Raw genomic sequence first — 16,825 nt, 5'->3', positions numbered from 1 at the left:
TATCCGTCAGTCGGTATACAAAACCGCAGCTTCGTCGGAGTACCGCCGGAGCAAGGAGGAATGACGTTTCCGGCAGACCCGGGATGAACTCAATATGAACTGGTAGTACATCCGATGCAGCCAGGAGATAGACTGGAATGAAATGAATAGGGAAGTAGCCCAGGAATAGCATTGAACACGATGCAGACAAGATGTGAACTCGGTACGGACTAAGGGTATATAAGGTACGAACTAGGGGTGGACTAGAGGTGGACTTGATGCGGACTAATAGCCAACCCAAAGCGTGCTAATGCCTTACTGGGAGCGGGTATGCGGTCAACACACCCCTGACATACCCCTGACATGTTCAAATCAGGACCACGTACGGCATATTTACTGCCACCACCACGGATACAACACTCCATCCAACATGCATCGATTTTCCCATGTTTTTTTCCGGAAATCGATTGAAATCAGTAAATTAGATGAGCAGACTAACATCTTATTTTCTCCATTTCAATTTCCACGAACTATGAGCTCAAACAACTTTTCCAACGAAGAATTGAATCCATTACATAGCATTGAGCAATGGGAAGATGACGTACTATTGCGCTATCCGGAACCAGCAGTTCCTGAAACAGATAAGTCCAAAGAGGAATACCGTAACTACGATAATCCGGGTCGTGATACTGTAAGGGAGTTTTACCGCCTGAACCATCAATACCAGACTTATGACTTTGTCCAGCAAAAGAAGAAGGAATTTCTGAGTTTCAGCCGGAAGGAAATGCCGGTTTGGGGCGCAATGGAGTTTCTGAATACCCTGGTAGACGATTCAGATCCTGATATTGAACTCGATCAACTGCAACACCTGCTGCAGACCGCCGAGGCTATCAGGGCGGATGGTCATCCCGACTGGTTCGTACTCACCGGGTTTATTCACGACATGGGTAAAGTATTGTGTCTCTTCGGAGAGCCGCAATGGGCGGTAGTAGGAGATACTTTCCCTGTAGGCTGCAAATTCTCTGACAAAATAGTTTATCCTGAGTTTTTTGCTGCCAATCCTGATGAGCAGGATGAACGTTACAATACAAAATATGGTATCTATAGCCCGAACTGTGGCCTGAATGAGGTCGATCTTTCCTGGGGGCATGATGAATACCTTTACCAGATGATGAAAGACCATTTGCCTGAGCCGGCGTTATATATGATTCGCTATCACTCTTTCTATGCCCAACACCGGGAAGACGCCTATGCGCACCTCATGAACGATCATGACAGGGAGATGTTTGAATGGGTAAAGAAATTCAATCCTTATGATCTTTACTCAAAGAGTCCGAAACCGCCGGTAATCAGTGAACTGAAGCCTTACTACGAAGGGCTGATTGCTAAGTACCTGCCCGACATGATCAGGCTGTAAGCGCGAAGACTTGTTCGGCCATATGCCGCTCATAGTAAAATATATCGTATCCAATGACTGGCAACACTGCCAGCTACTTATAAAGCGTAAGGGCCCACCATCCATGGTGAGCCCTTACGCTTTTATATTACGGTCAGCATACCAAATCCCTTTAGTACGTGCACCTTCTTTTTGTTTTTTACTCCATCCACCTGATGTGCATACCCCCGTTTTCCGGTCTCGGTTAGATACTATGTACTGATCCGGCCTTGCTGATGTGCGGGGTTTAGACCAATGCTTCAAACACCACTTCTATCGGATGTTTTGCCTTTTTGCCAGTACCATCTTTCACCTGGTGCCTGCAGCTCGTCCCAGGAGCGGCAATGATGGTTTCTTCGGATGCATTCCGCACGGCCGGAAATAGTACCATTTCACCGATCTGCATAGACAGGTCGTAGTGCTCTGCCTCATAACCAAAGGAACCAGCCATCCCGCAACAGCCTGAAGGTATGATCTCTACGGCGTAGTTGGCAGGTAACGAAAGGATATTTTTGCTGTGGATGGGCGTTGACAGGGCCTTCTGCTGACAATGACCATGTAATTTGACCTGCTTTTTCTCTGTGGTAAACAATGAGGAAGAGATATGGCCAGCGGCGGCTTCCCGGCTCAGAAATTCATCTACCAGGAATACATTAGGTGCAAGCAATTGCGCTTTCTCTCTCAGGTCTTCACGCACCAGATCCGGGTATTCATCACGGAAACTCAGGATAGCAGACGGTTCTACACCAAGTAGTGGCACCTGGTCGTTGATGATATCGCTGAAGATCCGCACATTCTCTTCTGCGAAGGTGCGCGCTTTACGCAGTAAGCCTTTCGACATCCAGGCACGTGCACTTTCCTGATGTTCGATCATCTTCACGTCATAGCCCAGACGATGCAATAGCTTCACCGCCTTGATACCGATATGTGTGTCGTTGAAATTGGTGAACTCATCGCAGAAGAGGTACACCGTATGTTTTGCGGCCGGCAGCGTGGATTTCTCCTGCGGCCATTGCTTTTTAAACCAGCTTCTCAGCGTAGTGGCCTGCAGTTCCGGCAGCGAGCGTTTGAGTGCAAAGCCCGAAGTCTTCTTAATCAGGTTACTGGTCAGCGGAGTATTGATCATCCAGTTGTAAATGCCTGGTGCAATAGTTGCCAGTCCGTTCAGCCGGGTGAAGTTGCTGATAAGTTTTGCCCGGAAGGGTACTCCATTTGCATCGTGATAATGCTGGAGAAACTCCATCTTCAGTTTGGCCATATCTACGTTAGACGGACATTCAGACTTGCAGCCTTTGCAGGCCAGGCAAAGGTCCAGTACTTCGTAGATCTCCTTATGATCGAATCTGTTTTCCTTGTTGGAATGAGTCAGGAACTCGCGCAGGATGTTAGCCCTGGCGCGGGTAGTATCCTTTTCATTGCGGGTAGCCATATAACTTGGGCACATGGTACCACCGCTTTTCTCAGTTTTACGACAGTCGCCCGAGCCGTTGCATTGCTCTGCATGTTGCAGGATGGTCTGCTCAGGGAAGTGGAAGACGGTCTTCAGCGGCGGTGTTTTCTGCCCGGGAGTATAACGCAGCATGCTGTTCATACTGGGCGTATCGACGATCTTATTCGGATTGAAAATATTCTCCGGATCCCAGGTATACTTTAGTTCGCGCAGCAGCGAGTAATTCTTTTCCCCGATCATCTGGCGGATAAATTCACCGCGTAGACGGCCATCGCCATGTTCACCACTGAGGGAGCCCTGGTATTTCTTCACGAGGGTCGCAATTTCTTCGGCGATCTTCCGGAACAGCTGATTACCTTCTTCCGTTTTCAGGTTGATGATAGGACGCAGGTGGATCTCGCCGCTGCCCGCATGGGCATAGTGAACAGAATATAGCCCGTATTGCTTCAGGATATCGTTAAAGTCGCGGATATAGGCCGGCAGGTCTTCGATATCAATAGCAGTATCTTCAATTACCGGAACAGCTTTCTCATCACCTGGCAGGTTACTGAGCAGGCCCAGACCTGCTTTACGTAAGGTCCAGATCTTTTTAGTGTCTTCCCCGAACAGGAGAGGGAAGTGGTAGCCAAGACCCGCAGCCTGTAGCTCGGTGATCAGCTCATTGGCGATTTCGGTGATTGCTTCACGGTTGTCGCGGCAAAATTCTACTACGAGGATAGCGCCTGGGTCACCCTGTACAAAGAAGCGGTTCTTACTTTGCTGGATGTTATCCTTGGTACATTCCAGGATGTAATGGTCTATCAGTTCGCTGGCGCTTGGTTTATACCGCATCGCGATAATATTGGCGCGCAGGGACTCGTCGATGTTATTGAAGTGAACGCACAGCAGCCCGGTCTCCTTCGGAGGCAGGGGAGATACGTTGAGTTTTATTTCAGTGAGGAAAGCCAGTGTTCCTTCAGAACCGGCTATGAGTTTACAGAAGTTGAAATCTTCTTTTCCCGCAGTAAAGGGTGCTGTTTCCAGTAACATATCCACCGCATATCCGGTGTTACGGCGGGTAATGCTTGGCTTGGGGAACTCCCTGCGGATCTCTTCCTGATTGGAATGGTTGCCCAACATGGTACGCAGCTGACGGTATACGGTCGTTTCGAGACTGTTATCGTTACGCTCACAGCGGGCATGGAACTCATCGGCAGAGATGGCTTTGAATACCACGTCTGATCCGTCGCTGAGGATGGCCTTTACCTCCAGCAGGTGTTCACGGGTACTGCCGTAAACTACTGAGTTGGAGCCACAGGAGTTGTTACCCACCATACCACCGATCATAGCCCTGTTGGCAGTAGAGGTTTCCGGACCAAAGTAAAACCCGTGTGGCTTCAGGAACATGTTCAGTTCGTCCCTGATCACACCCGGCTGTACCCTTACCCAATGTTCTTCAGTATTGATTTCCAGTATCTTAGTGAAGGTTCTTGAAACATCGACAATAATGCCGTTCCCTACAACCTGTCCGGCAAGAGAGGTGCCGGCAGTACGGGGTATCAGTGATGTTTTATTGGCGCGTGCGAAGGCAATCAATGTTTTGATATCCTCTTCGTTTGCCGGGATGGCTACTGCCAATGGCATTTCCCTGTAGGCAGATGCATCGGTTGCATACAAGGTACGCATCGTATCATCATCGTATAGAGTACCCGTCAGATTACGGGCCAATACCCTGAGCTTATCTCGCATAATTTATTAAACTTCCCTGTTCAGAGGGTAAAAGTAAGGATAAGATATGCTAAATGCAATATAGCCTGGCGGTTAAAAATCAGGATCGGGGAATCAGGAACAGACGATATGGCGGATAGGAACTCAGCAATCACCCTTTGAGGAAGGTTGGTTTTTGCAGTTCGATGCCGCAGACCGCTTTTATCTTATCGACCATATAGACGGTCAGCTCGGGCGAGAACTCCTCGTTATGCATATGCATGAAGAAGTAGACTTCCTGCAGGCCATGTTGCAACCAATAGTGGATGCGATGTACCCAGTCATCTGCCCGTACGTAGTCAGTAGGATGGAGGCTATTACCTACGTATCTGATAAAGGCTTTCCTTACCGGCAGGTGCATATGCGCGCAGTCACGGCGGCCGGCAGTGTCGGTGATGACAGCGCCGATATTAAGTTTACGTAAGGTACTGAACAGCTCTTCTCTGATTTTGTTGTCACTGAACCAGTCGGAATGCCGTACCTCCAGGAAGAATTGCAGGTCTTGCGGGAGGCTTTCAAGGTATTGGTAGAGATTATCTTTCCTTTTAGGAGAGTATCTGTCGCTCAGTTGCAGGAATATTGGACCGAGGTGTTTGCCAAAGGCAAGAACGCCTTCAAGGAAAGCGGTGGTCTTTGCACCCGCATTTATAAGGCTGCTGTAGTGACTGATAGTCTGTGGGACTTTAGGGCAGAACTTAAAGTGCTTACCGGTAGCACGGGCATCCCATTTAGCGATATCGGCTGGGCTATAGATCTTATAATGGGTAGCATTCAGTTCTATACTGTTGTAGTGGTGTACGTATTCGTCGAGGAAGTTGGCTTCTTTGGTACCTTTTGGGTAAATTTTGCCGACCCATTCCTTGCGGCCCCATTTAGCACAGCCCAGGTATATCTTCGGTTTTTTCAGTGCTTTGCCTTTGAGTACAGTTTTATTAAATGTTGGTTCAGCAGGCAATTTAAAATCAATTTCATCCAGCATTGCCGGATCAACACGACCAAAGTCCATATTTAACGTCTATTGAGGTTTTGTCCGAAGGTAATACATTCCGTATTTACAAAGGGTTTTCCGCGTTCCGGGGTTTCTCTGCCCCACTTAGGGGTATAATTGGACAACTAGGCGAAAAGCTAACTGTTACGGATGCATTAAAAAAGGAATAGGAATAAATGCTGATATATAATGAGATTGGTTTAAATTACACTATACTCAGGGTTTTAGATGAACGGGGATAAGCAGGATTCGGGCTCTAAATAAAGTTTGGACATTCCTTTGTAATATGCTTTTTCCAAGGTAATTTGAAAGAAACAGTTTTAATTCTTTAGCATGGAGATTTTACACGTTAGCGCGGAATGTTACCCTATAGCAAAGGTAGGAGGTCTGGCAGATGTGGTAGGGGCATTGCCCAAGTACCAGTATCAGGCGGGGCATATAGCCAAGGTCGTGATGCCCGCTTACAACACCCGGTTCTTTCATTCACAGGAATTCGAACTGGTACACCAGGGCGGTTGCTGGTTAGGACATACCTGGCGGCATTTCAATGTATGGAGAGAGGTGACAAACCTGCTTGGGTTTGACCTTTACCTGATTGATATTCCAGGCTTACTGGATACGGAAAGGGTATATGGTTATCACAACGATACTGACCGTTTCCTGACGTTCCAGATAGCTGTACTGGATTGGCTGAATGAATGGCAGCACCAGCCGGATGTGGTGCATGTCCATGATTATCATACGGCGCTCATACCGTTTATGATGACACACGCTTACAAGTATGAGCGTCTCCGGAATATAGCTTCAGTTTTAACGATTCATAACGGACAATACCAGGGACAGTTTGGCTGGGACCGACTGTATCAGCTGCCAGGATTTGATCTCTGGAAGGCTGGTCTGCTTGGCTGGGAAGGTGCCATTAATCCATTGGCAGCAGGTATCAAATGTGCGTGGCGGTTTACTACCGTATCGCCAAGTTACCTGGAAGAAATGTATAGCAGTGCTGCCGGACTGGAAGCCCTGATGAATTACGAAAAGGGGAAAGGCGTTGGTATACTGAATGGTATAGATACCAAAGTATGGGATCCTGCAACAGATCCTATGTTGCCTGTTAACTATAATCAAAAGACGTTCGCAAAAGCAAAACGCGACATAAAGCAACAACTTTGTGAGCAATATAACCTCGATCCGTCACTTCCTTTAATATCTTTCATTGGACGTCTGGTAGGAGAGAAGGGAGCAGATCTGCTGCCTGAAATCATTGGCAGGTCTATCTTTGACCAGAAACAGCAACTGAATTTTCTCTTGTTGGGTAGTGGTGATCCACATGTGGAATGGTCATTGCAACAAACAAAACTGTTAACAGCGCCTAACTTTAATGTGCAGTTTGGTTATGACGAAGCGCTTTCGCATAGAATATATGCAGGTAGTGACTTCCTATTGATGCCGAGCCGGGTTGAGCCGTGTGGATTGAACCAGATGTATGCCCTTCGGTATGGTACTGTTCCGATTGTACGTAGTGTGGGCGGATTAAAAGATACAGTAACAGATTTCGGTGATCCCGGAGGTTTCGGAATCCGTTTTGTTCATGCAGCAGCATGGGACGCATGCCAGGCCGTGGAACGCGCTGTAACACTTTATAAGGATACTGCGAAATTGCAGGCTATTATTAAAACAATGATGCAGCTGGATCATTCATGGGATAGTGCAGCTGCTGAATATCTGCAATTATATAGCTCAATCGTAGTTCGCTGATTAAACCCAAAAACTGAAACAAAGAATCGTAATATATGTCTAACGCAGTCATCTCCCTTATCTTAGGTGGCGGATCAGGTACCCGCCTTTACCCCCTAACGCGCAAGCGTTCAAAGCCAGCCGTGCCAGTTGCAGGTAAATACCGCCTCGTGGATATTCCTATCTCCAACTGTCTGAACGCTGACATGAACCGTATCTTTGTGCTGACCCAGTTTAACTCGGCTTCGTTAAACAAGCATATCAAAAATACTTACCATTTCAGCCACTTTAGTAAAGCTTTTGTAGATATTCTGGCCGCTGAACAGACACCGGATAACCCGACCTGGTATCAGGGTACCGCCGATGCCGTACGTCAGTGTCTGCATCATATTGATAATTATGAATTTGAATATGTGCTCATCCTATCCGGTGACCAGCTGTATCAGATGGACTTCCGCGAGATGCTGCAGCACCATATAGAAAGCCAGGCAGAAGTATCTATTGCCACCATCCCGGTGAATGCGAAAGATGCATCTGACTTCGGTATCCTTAAAACGGATAATGAAGGCCTGATCACTTCCTTCACAGAAAAGCCGAAACAGGATGTACTTGCGCCATGGGCTTCTCCGGTGAGTGACGAAATGCAGGCGGAAGGCAGGATCTACCTGGCTAGCATGGGTATCTATATCTTCAGCAGAAAAACCCTGTATGACCTGCTGAATGGGCAGCAGTCCTCAACCGACTTCGGTAAAGAACTGATCCCTTACGCAATCAATGCAGATATGAAGGTAGTAAGCTACCAATATACCGGCTACTGGACAGATATCGGAAATATCAGCTCATTCTGGGAAGCTAACCTCGGACTGACAGATGAAATTCCGAAGTTCAACCTCTTCGACGAGTCTCATATTATCTACTCCCGCGCTCGTATGCTGCCGCCGGCGAAGATATCTGGTACATTAAAAAATACCATTATCTCAGACGGTAGTATCATCCTCGATAGTCACCTGGAACGTTGTGTAGTAGGTATCAGAACCAGGATAGGGCGTAACTCTGTCATTACCAACAGTTATGTGATGGGTAGTGATTTCTATCAGACGCTGGAAGACCTGGATAGAGCAAAAGGTAAGGGTCATCCGCCAATGGGTATCGGCGACAACTGCCGTATCAATAACGCGATCATCGACAAGAACTGTAGCATCGGCAACAATGTACAGATTAACGTAGGAGATCCGTTACCAGATGGCGATCATGAAGTATATGCAGTGAAGGATGGCATCGTGGTTATCAAAAATGGCATGGTACTGCCAGATGGCTTTGTAATCTAATTGATTGACTATTTCAGAAGGCGCTTCGGTTACCGGAGCGCCTTTTTTATTGAAAGAAGTGCTTCCGCCGCATAGTTTTATTCAGCTTCTCCCTTCCGGAAGACTCCTCCTTTCTAATTAATTAACCTCTGATTAATACTGCTTTTTTACCATTCGTAATTCCTAATTGATCATTCCTGATTCATTCCCTACCTTCGTGCATCTAAAAGAATCAGAGCTTAGCGTATGGAGCAACCTGTAAGTAGTATCCCGTATTGTAAAACCGGGTATTTCAATCAATTGGTCATAGATTTTTTGGCCGGGCATCCAAGTCTTCGTCCCTTCTATAAACATTCTCCCGTAACGCCTGATTTCGAGGAAGCTATAACAGCCAAAAAGGCATTTCCCCAGCAAAGGGAAACACTGGTAGCTGCCCTGCGGGAACAGTATAAGGGATTGGAAATCACAGACAAAGTCAAGCATAATATCGAAAGTCTGTTGGATCAGCAGACCTTCACGATCACCACAGCACACCAGCCGAACATCTTCACCGGCTACCTGTATTTTGCTTATAAGATATTACAAACCATCAAGTTAGCAGATAAGCTGCAGTCACAATATCCGAAGTATAACTTTGTACCCGTATATTATATGGGTAGTGAAGACGCTGACCTGGATGAACTGGGACATGTATATATTGACGGGAAGACAATAAACTGGCCCACCGATCAGCAAGGGGCAGTAGGTAAGATGCGCCCTGAAGGTTTTGAAGAGCTGATCGAACAGGTTAAGCAAGCCCTGGGTTATGGCCCCTATGCGGAGGAGCTGATTGCATTGTTGCAGAAAGCATACCTTGAACATAATAACATCCAGGAAGCAACATTATATCTTGTAAATGAACTGTTTGGCCGCTATGGCCTGGTGATATTGGTACCTGATTCTGCCATGTTGAAAAAGCTGTTTGTGCCGGTAATGCGGGATGAATTGTTGCATCAGCGTTCCTTCGGTATTGTCAATGATACGATTGCAGCTATCTCAAAGCACCATAAGGTACAGGCTAACCCTCGGGAAATCAACCTGTTCTATCTTACAGATACCTCCCGGGAGCGCATTGTAAGAGTAGGAGATGTCTGGAAGGTACTACACTCCAGTATTGAGTTTACTGCTGATGCCCTGGAAAGAGAGTTAGCAGATCACCCGGAGCGCTTCAGTCCCAATGTGATCCTGCGCGGTATGCTTCAGGAGACCATATTACCTAATATCGCCTTTATAGGTGGTGGGGGAGAGATTGCTTACTGGCTGGAGCTACAGCAGCTGTTTGAGCACTATAGAGTACCTTATCCGGTATTGATACTGCGTAATTCCTTCCTGCTGACAGACAATAATTCCCTGCAACGGTTAAACAAACTGGGACTAACCATTACCGATCTCTTTGAAGATACAGAAGTGCTGATTAACCGTTTCGTGCAAGAACACACCAATGCAGAACTGGTATTGAAAGATGAGTATGCGGCTATCGAAAAGCTCTTTGATGATCTGGTAAGAAAAGCTACCAGTATTGATGTAACGCTGGAGGCTTCTGTCGGTGCAGAACGTACCCGGGCGGTTAAATCTATCGGTAAGCTGGAGCATAAATTCCTCCGTGCTGAGAAGAAGAAATTTACCTGGCAATCAGAGCAGATTCGTGCGCTGAAAGCAAAGTTGTTCCCAGCCCACTCTCTTCAGGAACGGAAGGAGAACTTCATGCCGTGGTACATTAGCATGGGGCCTGCGTTTTTTGATCTTATACTGGAAAATATGGACCCATTGTCAGACCAATTCGGGATCATTTATCAGAAAGACTAATTGTTGAAGTATTCTGGATATACCCAGGATACCGAACGCTATCATCTAATTAAGGCTGTATCTCCTAATACGAGTAGATACAGCCTTAGTCATTTATGCATCTATATCTCCCATTTTGTCAATTGTCTTCTTCATATCCTTCAGTAAGGAGAATATTGCATGCATCTGGTCCCGCACCATTTTGGTCTCGAGCATTTCCTCCCGCACGGGTGTATCGCCCTTTCCATTATTGATTTCTTCCTGCCTGCGTTGATAAAGTTTCTCCAATGTACCATCCAAGGCTTCCAGCGCATCCAGGGTGGGAGGTGGCGGCGTCGGCGTAGCTTTCGGATCCTCTATCAGCTCCGCAATACAATTAAAGTATATCTGCAGATAATCATTGAGTTGTGTATACTCAGCTTTGGGGTACTGTATACCATGCAGTAACCCATAATTAGCCAGGGCCGCTGTATGTGACATCAGAGAATGGTTCAATACCACAAAGTGATAGACCTCTGACCCGTGAATCTGTTTACTTTTAGGCTCTGAGAGCATACGCTGAAAAGCCGACATCAGGTTTGCCGCACTCACATTAGTATCCTTTCTGGCCAGCTTATAGTCATTCATGACAAACTCTTTGCTGGTAAACAGCCGCATGACATGATCCAGGTAGCGGGCGTTGTCTTTTACCATTTTAGCCATATGACTGGGAAGGTAGTTATGCTCCCAGCTTGGCCATAGTAACAGATTGGCTGTAAAAGCAATAGTAACGCCGATAAATGTGTCCAATACCCGAAGCTCTGCATTCTGCAAATGGGCAGGGTGCAGGAAGTGTAGCAGGAAAATAACAAAAGGTGTCACAAAAAACACGCTCAATGTATATTGTTGCGTCATAAAACTATATGCACCTAGTATGCATAGCAGCATTATGATAAAAATGATAGTAGTATTGGTAGTGAGGAATAATACGCCGGCCGCAAACAAGGCTCCGGTGATGGTACCGATAATACGCTGGTAACTGCGTGTTTTGCTGACGCCAAAGCCTGGCTTCAGAATTACCACGATAGTAAGCAGGATCCAGTATACCCTGTTCAGGTGGAAGACTTGCCCTACGAGGTAGCCGGTTACGGCTGCTATACTTACACGTAACGCATGACGGAAGATATGGGACTCAAACGTCAGGTTGTTCATCAGCGTTTCCAGGTCATACCGGTTACGGGTAGTGAAGCTGGCCAGTTGTAACCGCGGATCTATCACTTCATCCTTTACCCTTTCCAGTCTGGTCAGGCGATGGAGGTTATAGATACGCTGCGTCATGTCCTGCAGGTTATGCAGGATATTAGTCAGGGTGATTAGTTTTGTCCGCTCTCTTAGGGTTGGTAATGAGTTATGTATTGCTGTAAGGGCATGTTGTACCTTGTCTATTTCGTGGCGTAAATTAGCTTTAGGCAAGGATCTTTGTCCGGCGGCGACTGCGGTACCGATCAGGGCCACTTCTCCTGCAAATTCCATTATCAGCGCATGGAACTTCTCCAAAATCTCCATGTCTCCGAAATCCTTTTGTAGGGCAAAGTAATCTGTCTGAGATGCCATGATCTGCTCCTGCAGGTCTGTGATGTCAAGGAAGATCAATACCATACTTTTGTTGATACTGGTAGATCCCTGTTGGGCTGACCGGCGTTTGAGCAGCAATTCGCGTACTGCTTCCTGCTTCTCGCTGACAATTACCTGCTGTGCCAGTACTGACTTATAGATGTCATTGAAATCTTTATCTGCGCCTTTCTCATAAAATGCGGCTCTTTCCTCCAGGTAGCGCGCAGTTTCCATAATACATTCTGACAACATCTGCTGTACGCTCAGATAAGGGCGTATCTGCCAGAGCAATAGTGCCAGGAAGCCATACCAGAGACTACCGCCCAGTATCACCAGGCAGTGTACAAGGGCTTCCGCCGGACCAACTGGTGTTTCCCCTAGTATAGATACCATTACCAGCATACAGGCAATTCCTATATTGCCGCCCCGGTTTCCATATACCAGCAGCATACCGTTGGCAAAGCAGCAGGCTAGTATCCAGGCGGTCATTAGCAGGGGATAGGGGGCTATCAGGGAGGTGCCCAGTGCTGTCAGGAATATAAACGCGATCGCCGTGAGTATACCGTTACGTTTATGGAGTGCTGTACCTGGTACGTCAGACAGTGCCGTGGCCAGCGCGCCCAGAGATGCCACAATACCCATCGGCAGGTCGCCCATCATCGAAAACACGACTGAGGGTACCACCACACTGATGGTCGTACGTAACCCGGTACTGAAATGGTAACTATAGATGAAATTCCTGACTTCCTGAATCCAATGCCGCATCTGGAAATTTTAATATATGCAAAGTTATTCAAATCGCTGATAAGCAAAAAGAATGCTATTTCCTGTCCGTGATACAATATTTACTCCTGATGCACAGCAAATCTTCCGCTGGAGTAATGCCCTTATTAGCCTCAGCATCAGGTAGTAGGTGGTATTTATAGGTCTCTCCCCATATTCTAGGATTGCCGCCGGGGTTACAGCAGTTCCATTCACTATGCTATGTCCATATTGTAATTTATACACAACTGTGTATAATTAAATTTTTACAGGTACATGGTGTTCTTAAAAATTACTGTTTTCTTTGGAAAAATAAAGATAGCCGTCCAGGTAAAATGCTGGAAATCAGAATCCGGAGATAAATAATCTGGTAAAAATGCATTATTATAGTATGATAAGGCAAATCCGGGGCATAAATCAAAGAAATCATAGTTATCTTTGACGGCTTAAAAAAACAAAGCAGAGCAATTGTGCGTTTAAAAACATTAGAAATAAAAGGCTTCAAAAGTTTTGCTGACAAAACCGTATTACACTTCGACGAAGGGGTAACCGGGGTTATAGGCCCCAACGGATGTGGCAAAAGTAATATTATCGACTCCATTCGCTGGGTGATCGGGGAGCATAAGATCAGTAACCTGCGTTCAGAGAATCAGTCCGGTCTTGTCTTCAATGGCTCTAAAACACGCTCTGCAAGTGGTATGGCGGAAGTTAGTCTTACCTTCGAGAACACCCGCAACGTCCTGCCAACTGAGTTTACCACTGTAACTATTACCCGTAAGTTTTACAAAAATGGCGATAGCGAATACCGCCTGAACGATGTGGCCTGCCGCCTGAAAGATATCCATAACCTCTTCATGGACACCGGTGTCAGTACAGATTCCTATGCCATCATCGAATTGGGCATGGTGGACGATATCATCAAAGACAAAGAAAACAGCCGCCGCAGAATGCTTGAACAGGCTGCCGGCATCTCTATATATAAAACCCGTAAAAAAGAAGCAAAGTCCAAGCTCGAAGCTACTGAAGGAGACCTGAACCGTATTGAGGACCTGCTTTTTGAGATAAACAATAACTTAAAGACTCTTGAAGCCCAGGCCCGTAAGGCGGAACGCTTCTATGAGGTGAAAAAAGAGTACCGCGAAGTCAGCATCGAACTGGCAAAAGCAGCCCTCGAAGGATTTAACGTCACCTTCAAGGAACTCACTGACGAACAACAGGCAGAAAGCGATAAGAAATTGGCCCTGGAAACAGAGATTACCACCGCCGAAGCCAGTGTTGAGGAAGATAAACTCCACTTCGTCGCAAAAGAAAGAGAACTGCAGGTCCTGCAGAAGTCTTTCAACGAACTCGTTTCCACTATCCGTACCAAAGAGAACGATAAAAACCTGGCTACCCAGCAGCTGACCTACCTCAAAGAAAGGGAGCGGAACATCAGCCATTTCCTTACCAATGCTGAAGGACAGCTACAGGGACTGACTGATTCCATCGCTTTTACCGAAACCCAGGTAGAGGAAGAACAGGAAGCTTTTGAAACCCTGCGGGATCAACTGGAGGGACTGCAGGATATGGTGGACGAGAAGAAAGAAGCCTTTAATCAGAAGAAACTGTCCCTGGAAACCCTGCGCCGCGATCAGCAGCAATGGCAACGCCAGCAGTTTGAAGCGGAAAAGAAGGTAGCGGTAGCCGATACCTCCGTACAGAACCTACAGCGTAGTATCCAGCAGTTACAGGAAGAAAAAGCCGGTCGTCAGCAGCAGATCACGCAGCTGGAAGAGGAACGGGTGGTATTGCAGGAAACCGTGCAGGACCAAAAGGCCGATCTGGAAGACATGATTGCTTTCCAGGAGGAGACCAAAGGCAAGATCCTAGCTACTCAGGGTGAGATAGAAGGGCTCCGCGACAGATTGGTTGATCAGAACCGTACGCTCGACCAGAAAAAGAATGAATACGATCTGCTGAAATCTCTGGTTGACAGCCTGGAAGGTTACCCGGAAAGTATCAAATTCCTCAAAAAGAACAACGAGTGGAATAATGCCGCGCCTATCCTCAGCGACATCTTTTTCTGTAGGGAAGAATACCGAACCTGCGTAGAGAACCTGCTTGAACCTTATCTGAACTACTATGTTGTAAATAATGCGGCGGAAGCCGTTCAAGCGATACGCCTGCTGGACGAGAACAAAAAAGGAAAGGCTAATTTCTTTATCCTTGATCAGTTCAATCAGCAACCAGCGGTTCCTGCTACACCTCCAGGTACTATACCGGCCCTCGATGTTGTAGAGTTAGAAGAACGTTATAAAGGTCTTGGGTATTACCTGCTGGGTAAAGTCTTTATTGCAGATGACGTCAGCACTGTGCAGTTTGAAGAGCTGACCGACAAGGATGTGCTGCTTATAGAAAAAAGCGGCCGCATGAACCGTGGCCGGTACAGTTTTAGTGGTGGTTCAGTCGGCTTGTTTGAAGGTAAGAAACTGGGTCGTGCTAAAAACCTGGAAAAGCTGGATGAAGAGATCAAGTTACTGGAAGAAACAGTAGCCACCCTCCGTCACCAGATCCAGGAGAAACATAACCAGGTACTTGGTTATAATAGCCAGCTGAATGAAAATAAGATCAATGCAGCCCGTGAGAAGATCAACCAGTTAAACAACCAGGTGTTCGGCTTGCAGAACCGTATTGAGAACTTCCGTCACCTTGTAGAAGCCGGGGAGAAGCGCCTGCTCGAAATGCAGGACTCTCTGGAAGCTAACCAGGAAAGTATTAAAGGCGTCAGGGAAGAGCTGGAGGAGCTGAATGAAAAGGTATATGCCCTGCACGATAGTATCGCAGCTGCCGAAAGAGCAGCCACAGATGCAGAAAACCAGTACAATCAGGCCAATGTACAGTTCAATAACCAGAACCTGCAGCAAACGCGTCAGCAGAGTAAAGTACAGGCCCTCAGACAGGAACTGGACTTCAAACGCAAGCAATTATCTGACCTGCATACGCAGATCACCAGTAATAAATCCCAGTTAGAAGACGCGGTTGCCAATATCGCTGCTGCCGAAGACAAACTGGGTAACGCAGAAGAAGGTCTGATTGACCTGTTCCGCAGAAAACAGGAAGAAGAGAAAGAACTGAACGAAAAAGATCAGGAATATTATAACTTCCGGAATCAGTTGCAGGAGAAAGAGACCACGCTTCGTGCCCGCCAACGCGCTAAACAGGAGCTGGAACAGTCCCTGAACGTCATCAAAGACAAGGTGAATGAGCTTAAACTGCAACTGGCTTCCATGAAGGAAAGACTAAGCGTGGAGTTCAAAGTGAACCTGGATGAGATTATTGACGAACAGCGCAGCTCAGCCCTGCCGGTAGACGAATTACAGGGTAGTGCGGAAAGACTCAAGAAACGGCTGGAAAATATGGGTGAAATCAACCCTACAGCTATCGAGGCCTTCATGGAAATGAAGAAACGATACGAGTTTATCCTTGAGCAAAAGACAGATCTGGTTACAGCCAAAGAATCCCTCATGGCCACCATCCAGGAAGTGGAAGCGACTGCTAATCAGAAATTTCTGGATACATTCAACCAGGTAAAAGAAAACTTCGTACGTGTATTTAAGGCATTGTTCACCGAAGAAGACCAGTGTGATATGATACTGAATGATCCGGAAAACCTGGCTGATACTGGTATCGAAATCATTGCCAAACCAAAGGGTAAACGTCCGGCTGCCATCACACAGCTGAGCGGTGGAGAAAAGACACTTACTGCAACCGCTTTGTTGTTTGCAATTTACCTGATCAAACCTGCGCCGTTCTGTATCCTGGATGAGGTAGACGCTCCGCTGGATGATGCCAACGTAGGGAAATTTACCAACATGATCCGTAAGTTCTCTGATAATTCCCAGTTCATTATTGTTACGCATAATAAGCAAACAATGGCAGCTGTGGATGTGATCTACGGGGTAACCATGCAGGAACCGGGTGTAAGTAAACTGGTACCTGTGGATTTCAGAAGCCTTAACTAAGTTAAT

At 46.7% G+C, this 16,825-nt stretch carries 8 protein-coding genes; 5 read left to right on the top strand and 3 right to left on the bottom strand.

Going from position 1 to position 16,825, the window contains the following annotated elements; translation table 11 throughout:
• The first annotated feature begins 511 nt into the window (after positions 1-511).
• Positions 512-1,396 carry an inositol oxygenase gene (locus tag K1Y79_RS23545; protein WP_220252646.1) on the top strand — a complete coding sequence of 295 codons (885 nt, stop codon included), beginning with the start codon at positions 512-514 and terminating at the stop codon, positions 1,394-1,396.
• A gap of 265 nt (positions 1,397-1,661) precedes the next feature.
• Here the strand turns inward: K1Y79_RS23545 and K1Y79_RS23540 are convergent, their stop codons facing one another.
• Positions 1,662-4,592, bottom strand: a complete 2,931-nt coding sequence (locus K1Y79_RS23540) for an FAD-binding and (Fe-S)-binding domain-containing protein (protein ID WP_220252645.1) — start codon at positions 4,590-4,592, stop codon at positions 1,662-1,664.
• Positions 4,593-4,722: 130 nt separating this feature from the next.
• Positions 4,723-5,616 (bottom strand): DUF72 domain-containing protein, encoded by an 894-nt coding sequence (locus K1Y79_RS23535; RefSeq protein ID WP_220252644.1) that lies wholly within the window; start codon positions 5,614-5,616, stop codon positions 4,723-4,725.
• Positions 5,617-5,931: 315 nt separating this feature from the next.
• Between K1Y79_RS23535 and K1Y79_RS23530 the strand changes: the two genes are divergently transcribed.
• The 3 genes from K1Y79_RS23530 (at position 5,932) to bshC (ending at position 10,484) form a co-directional block, all read left to right on the top strand.
• Complete coding sequence (locus K1Y79_RS23530) at positions 5,932-7,353, top strand: glycogen synthase (RefSeq protein WP_220252643.1); 1,422 nt, start codon at positions 5,932-5,934, stop codon at positions 7,351-7,353.
• Between the two features lie 35 nt (positions 7,354-7,388).
• Positions 7,389-8,660, top strand: a complete 1,272-nt coding sequence (locus K1Y79_RS23525; RefSeq protein ID WP_220252642.1) for a glucose-1-phosphate adenylyltransferase — start codon at positions 7,389-7,391, stop codon at positions 8,658-8,660.
• A gap of 225 nt (positions 8,661-8,885) precedes the next feature.
• On the top strand, positions 8,886-10,484 hold the full coding sequence (gene bshC, locus K1Y79_RS23520; RefSeq protein ID WP_220252641.1) for a bacillithiol biosynthesis cysteine-adding enzyme BshC: 1,599 nt from the start codon (positions 8,886-8,888) through the stop codon (positions 10,482-10,484).
• A gap of 93 nt (positions 10,485-10,577) precedes the next feature.
• Here the strand turns inward: bshC and K1Y79_RS23515 are convergent, their stop codons facing one another.
• The gene (locus tag K1Y79_RS23515; RefSeq protein ID WP_220252640.1) at positions 10,578-12,821 is read right to left on the bottom strand and encodes an FUSC family membrane protein; all 2,244 of its coding nucleotides are present in this window, start codon (positions 12,819-12,821) and stop codon (positions 10,578-10,580) included.
• A gap of 467 nt (positions 12,822-13,288) precedes the next feature.
• Between K1Y79_RS23515 and smc the strand changes: the two genes are divergently transcribed.
• Positions 13,289-16,819, top strand: a complete 3,531-nt coding sequence (smc, locus tag K1Y79_RS23510; RefSeq protein WP_220252639.1) for a chromosome segregation protein SMC — start codon at positions 13,289-13,291, stop codon at positions 16,817-16,819.
• Positions 16,820-16,825: the final 6 nt, after the last annotated feature.

Source organism: Chitinophaga rhizophila (assembly GCF_019492185.1).
Lineage (GTDB): Bacteria > Bacteroidota > Bacteroidia > Chitinophagales > Chitinophagaceae > Chitinophaga > Chitinophaga rhizophila.
Note: the sequence above shows the minus strand (reverse complement) of the source record. Positions and strands in the feature narration are given on the sequence as shown.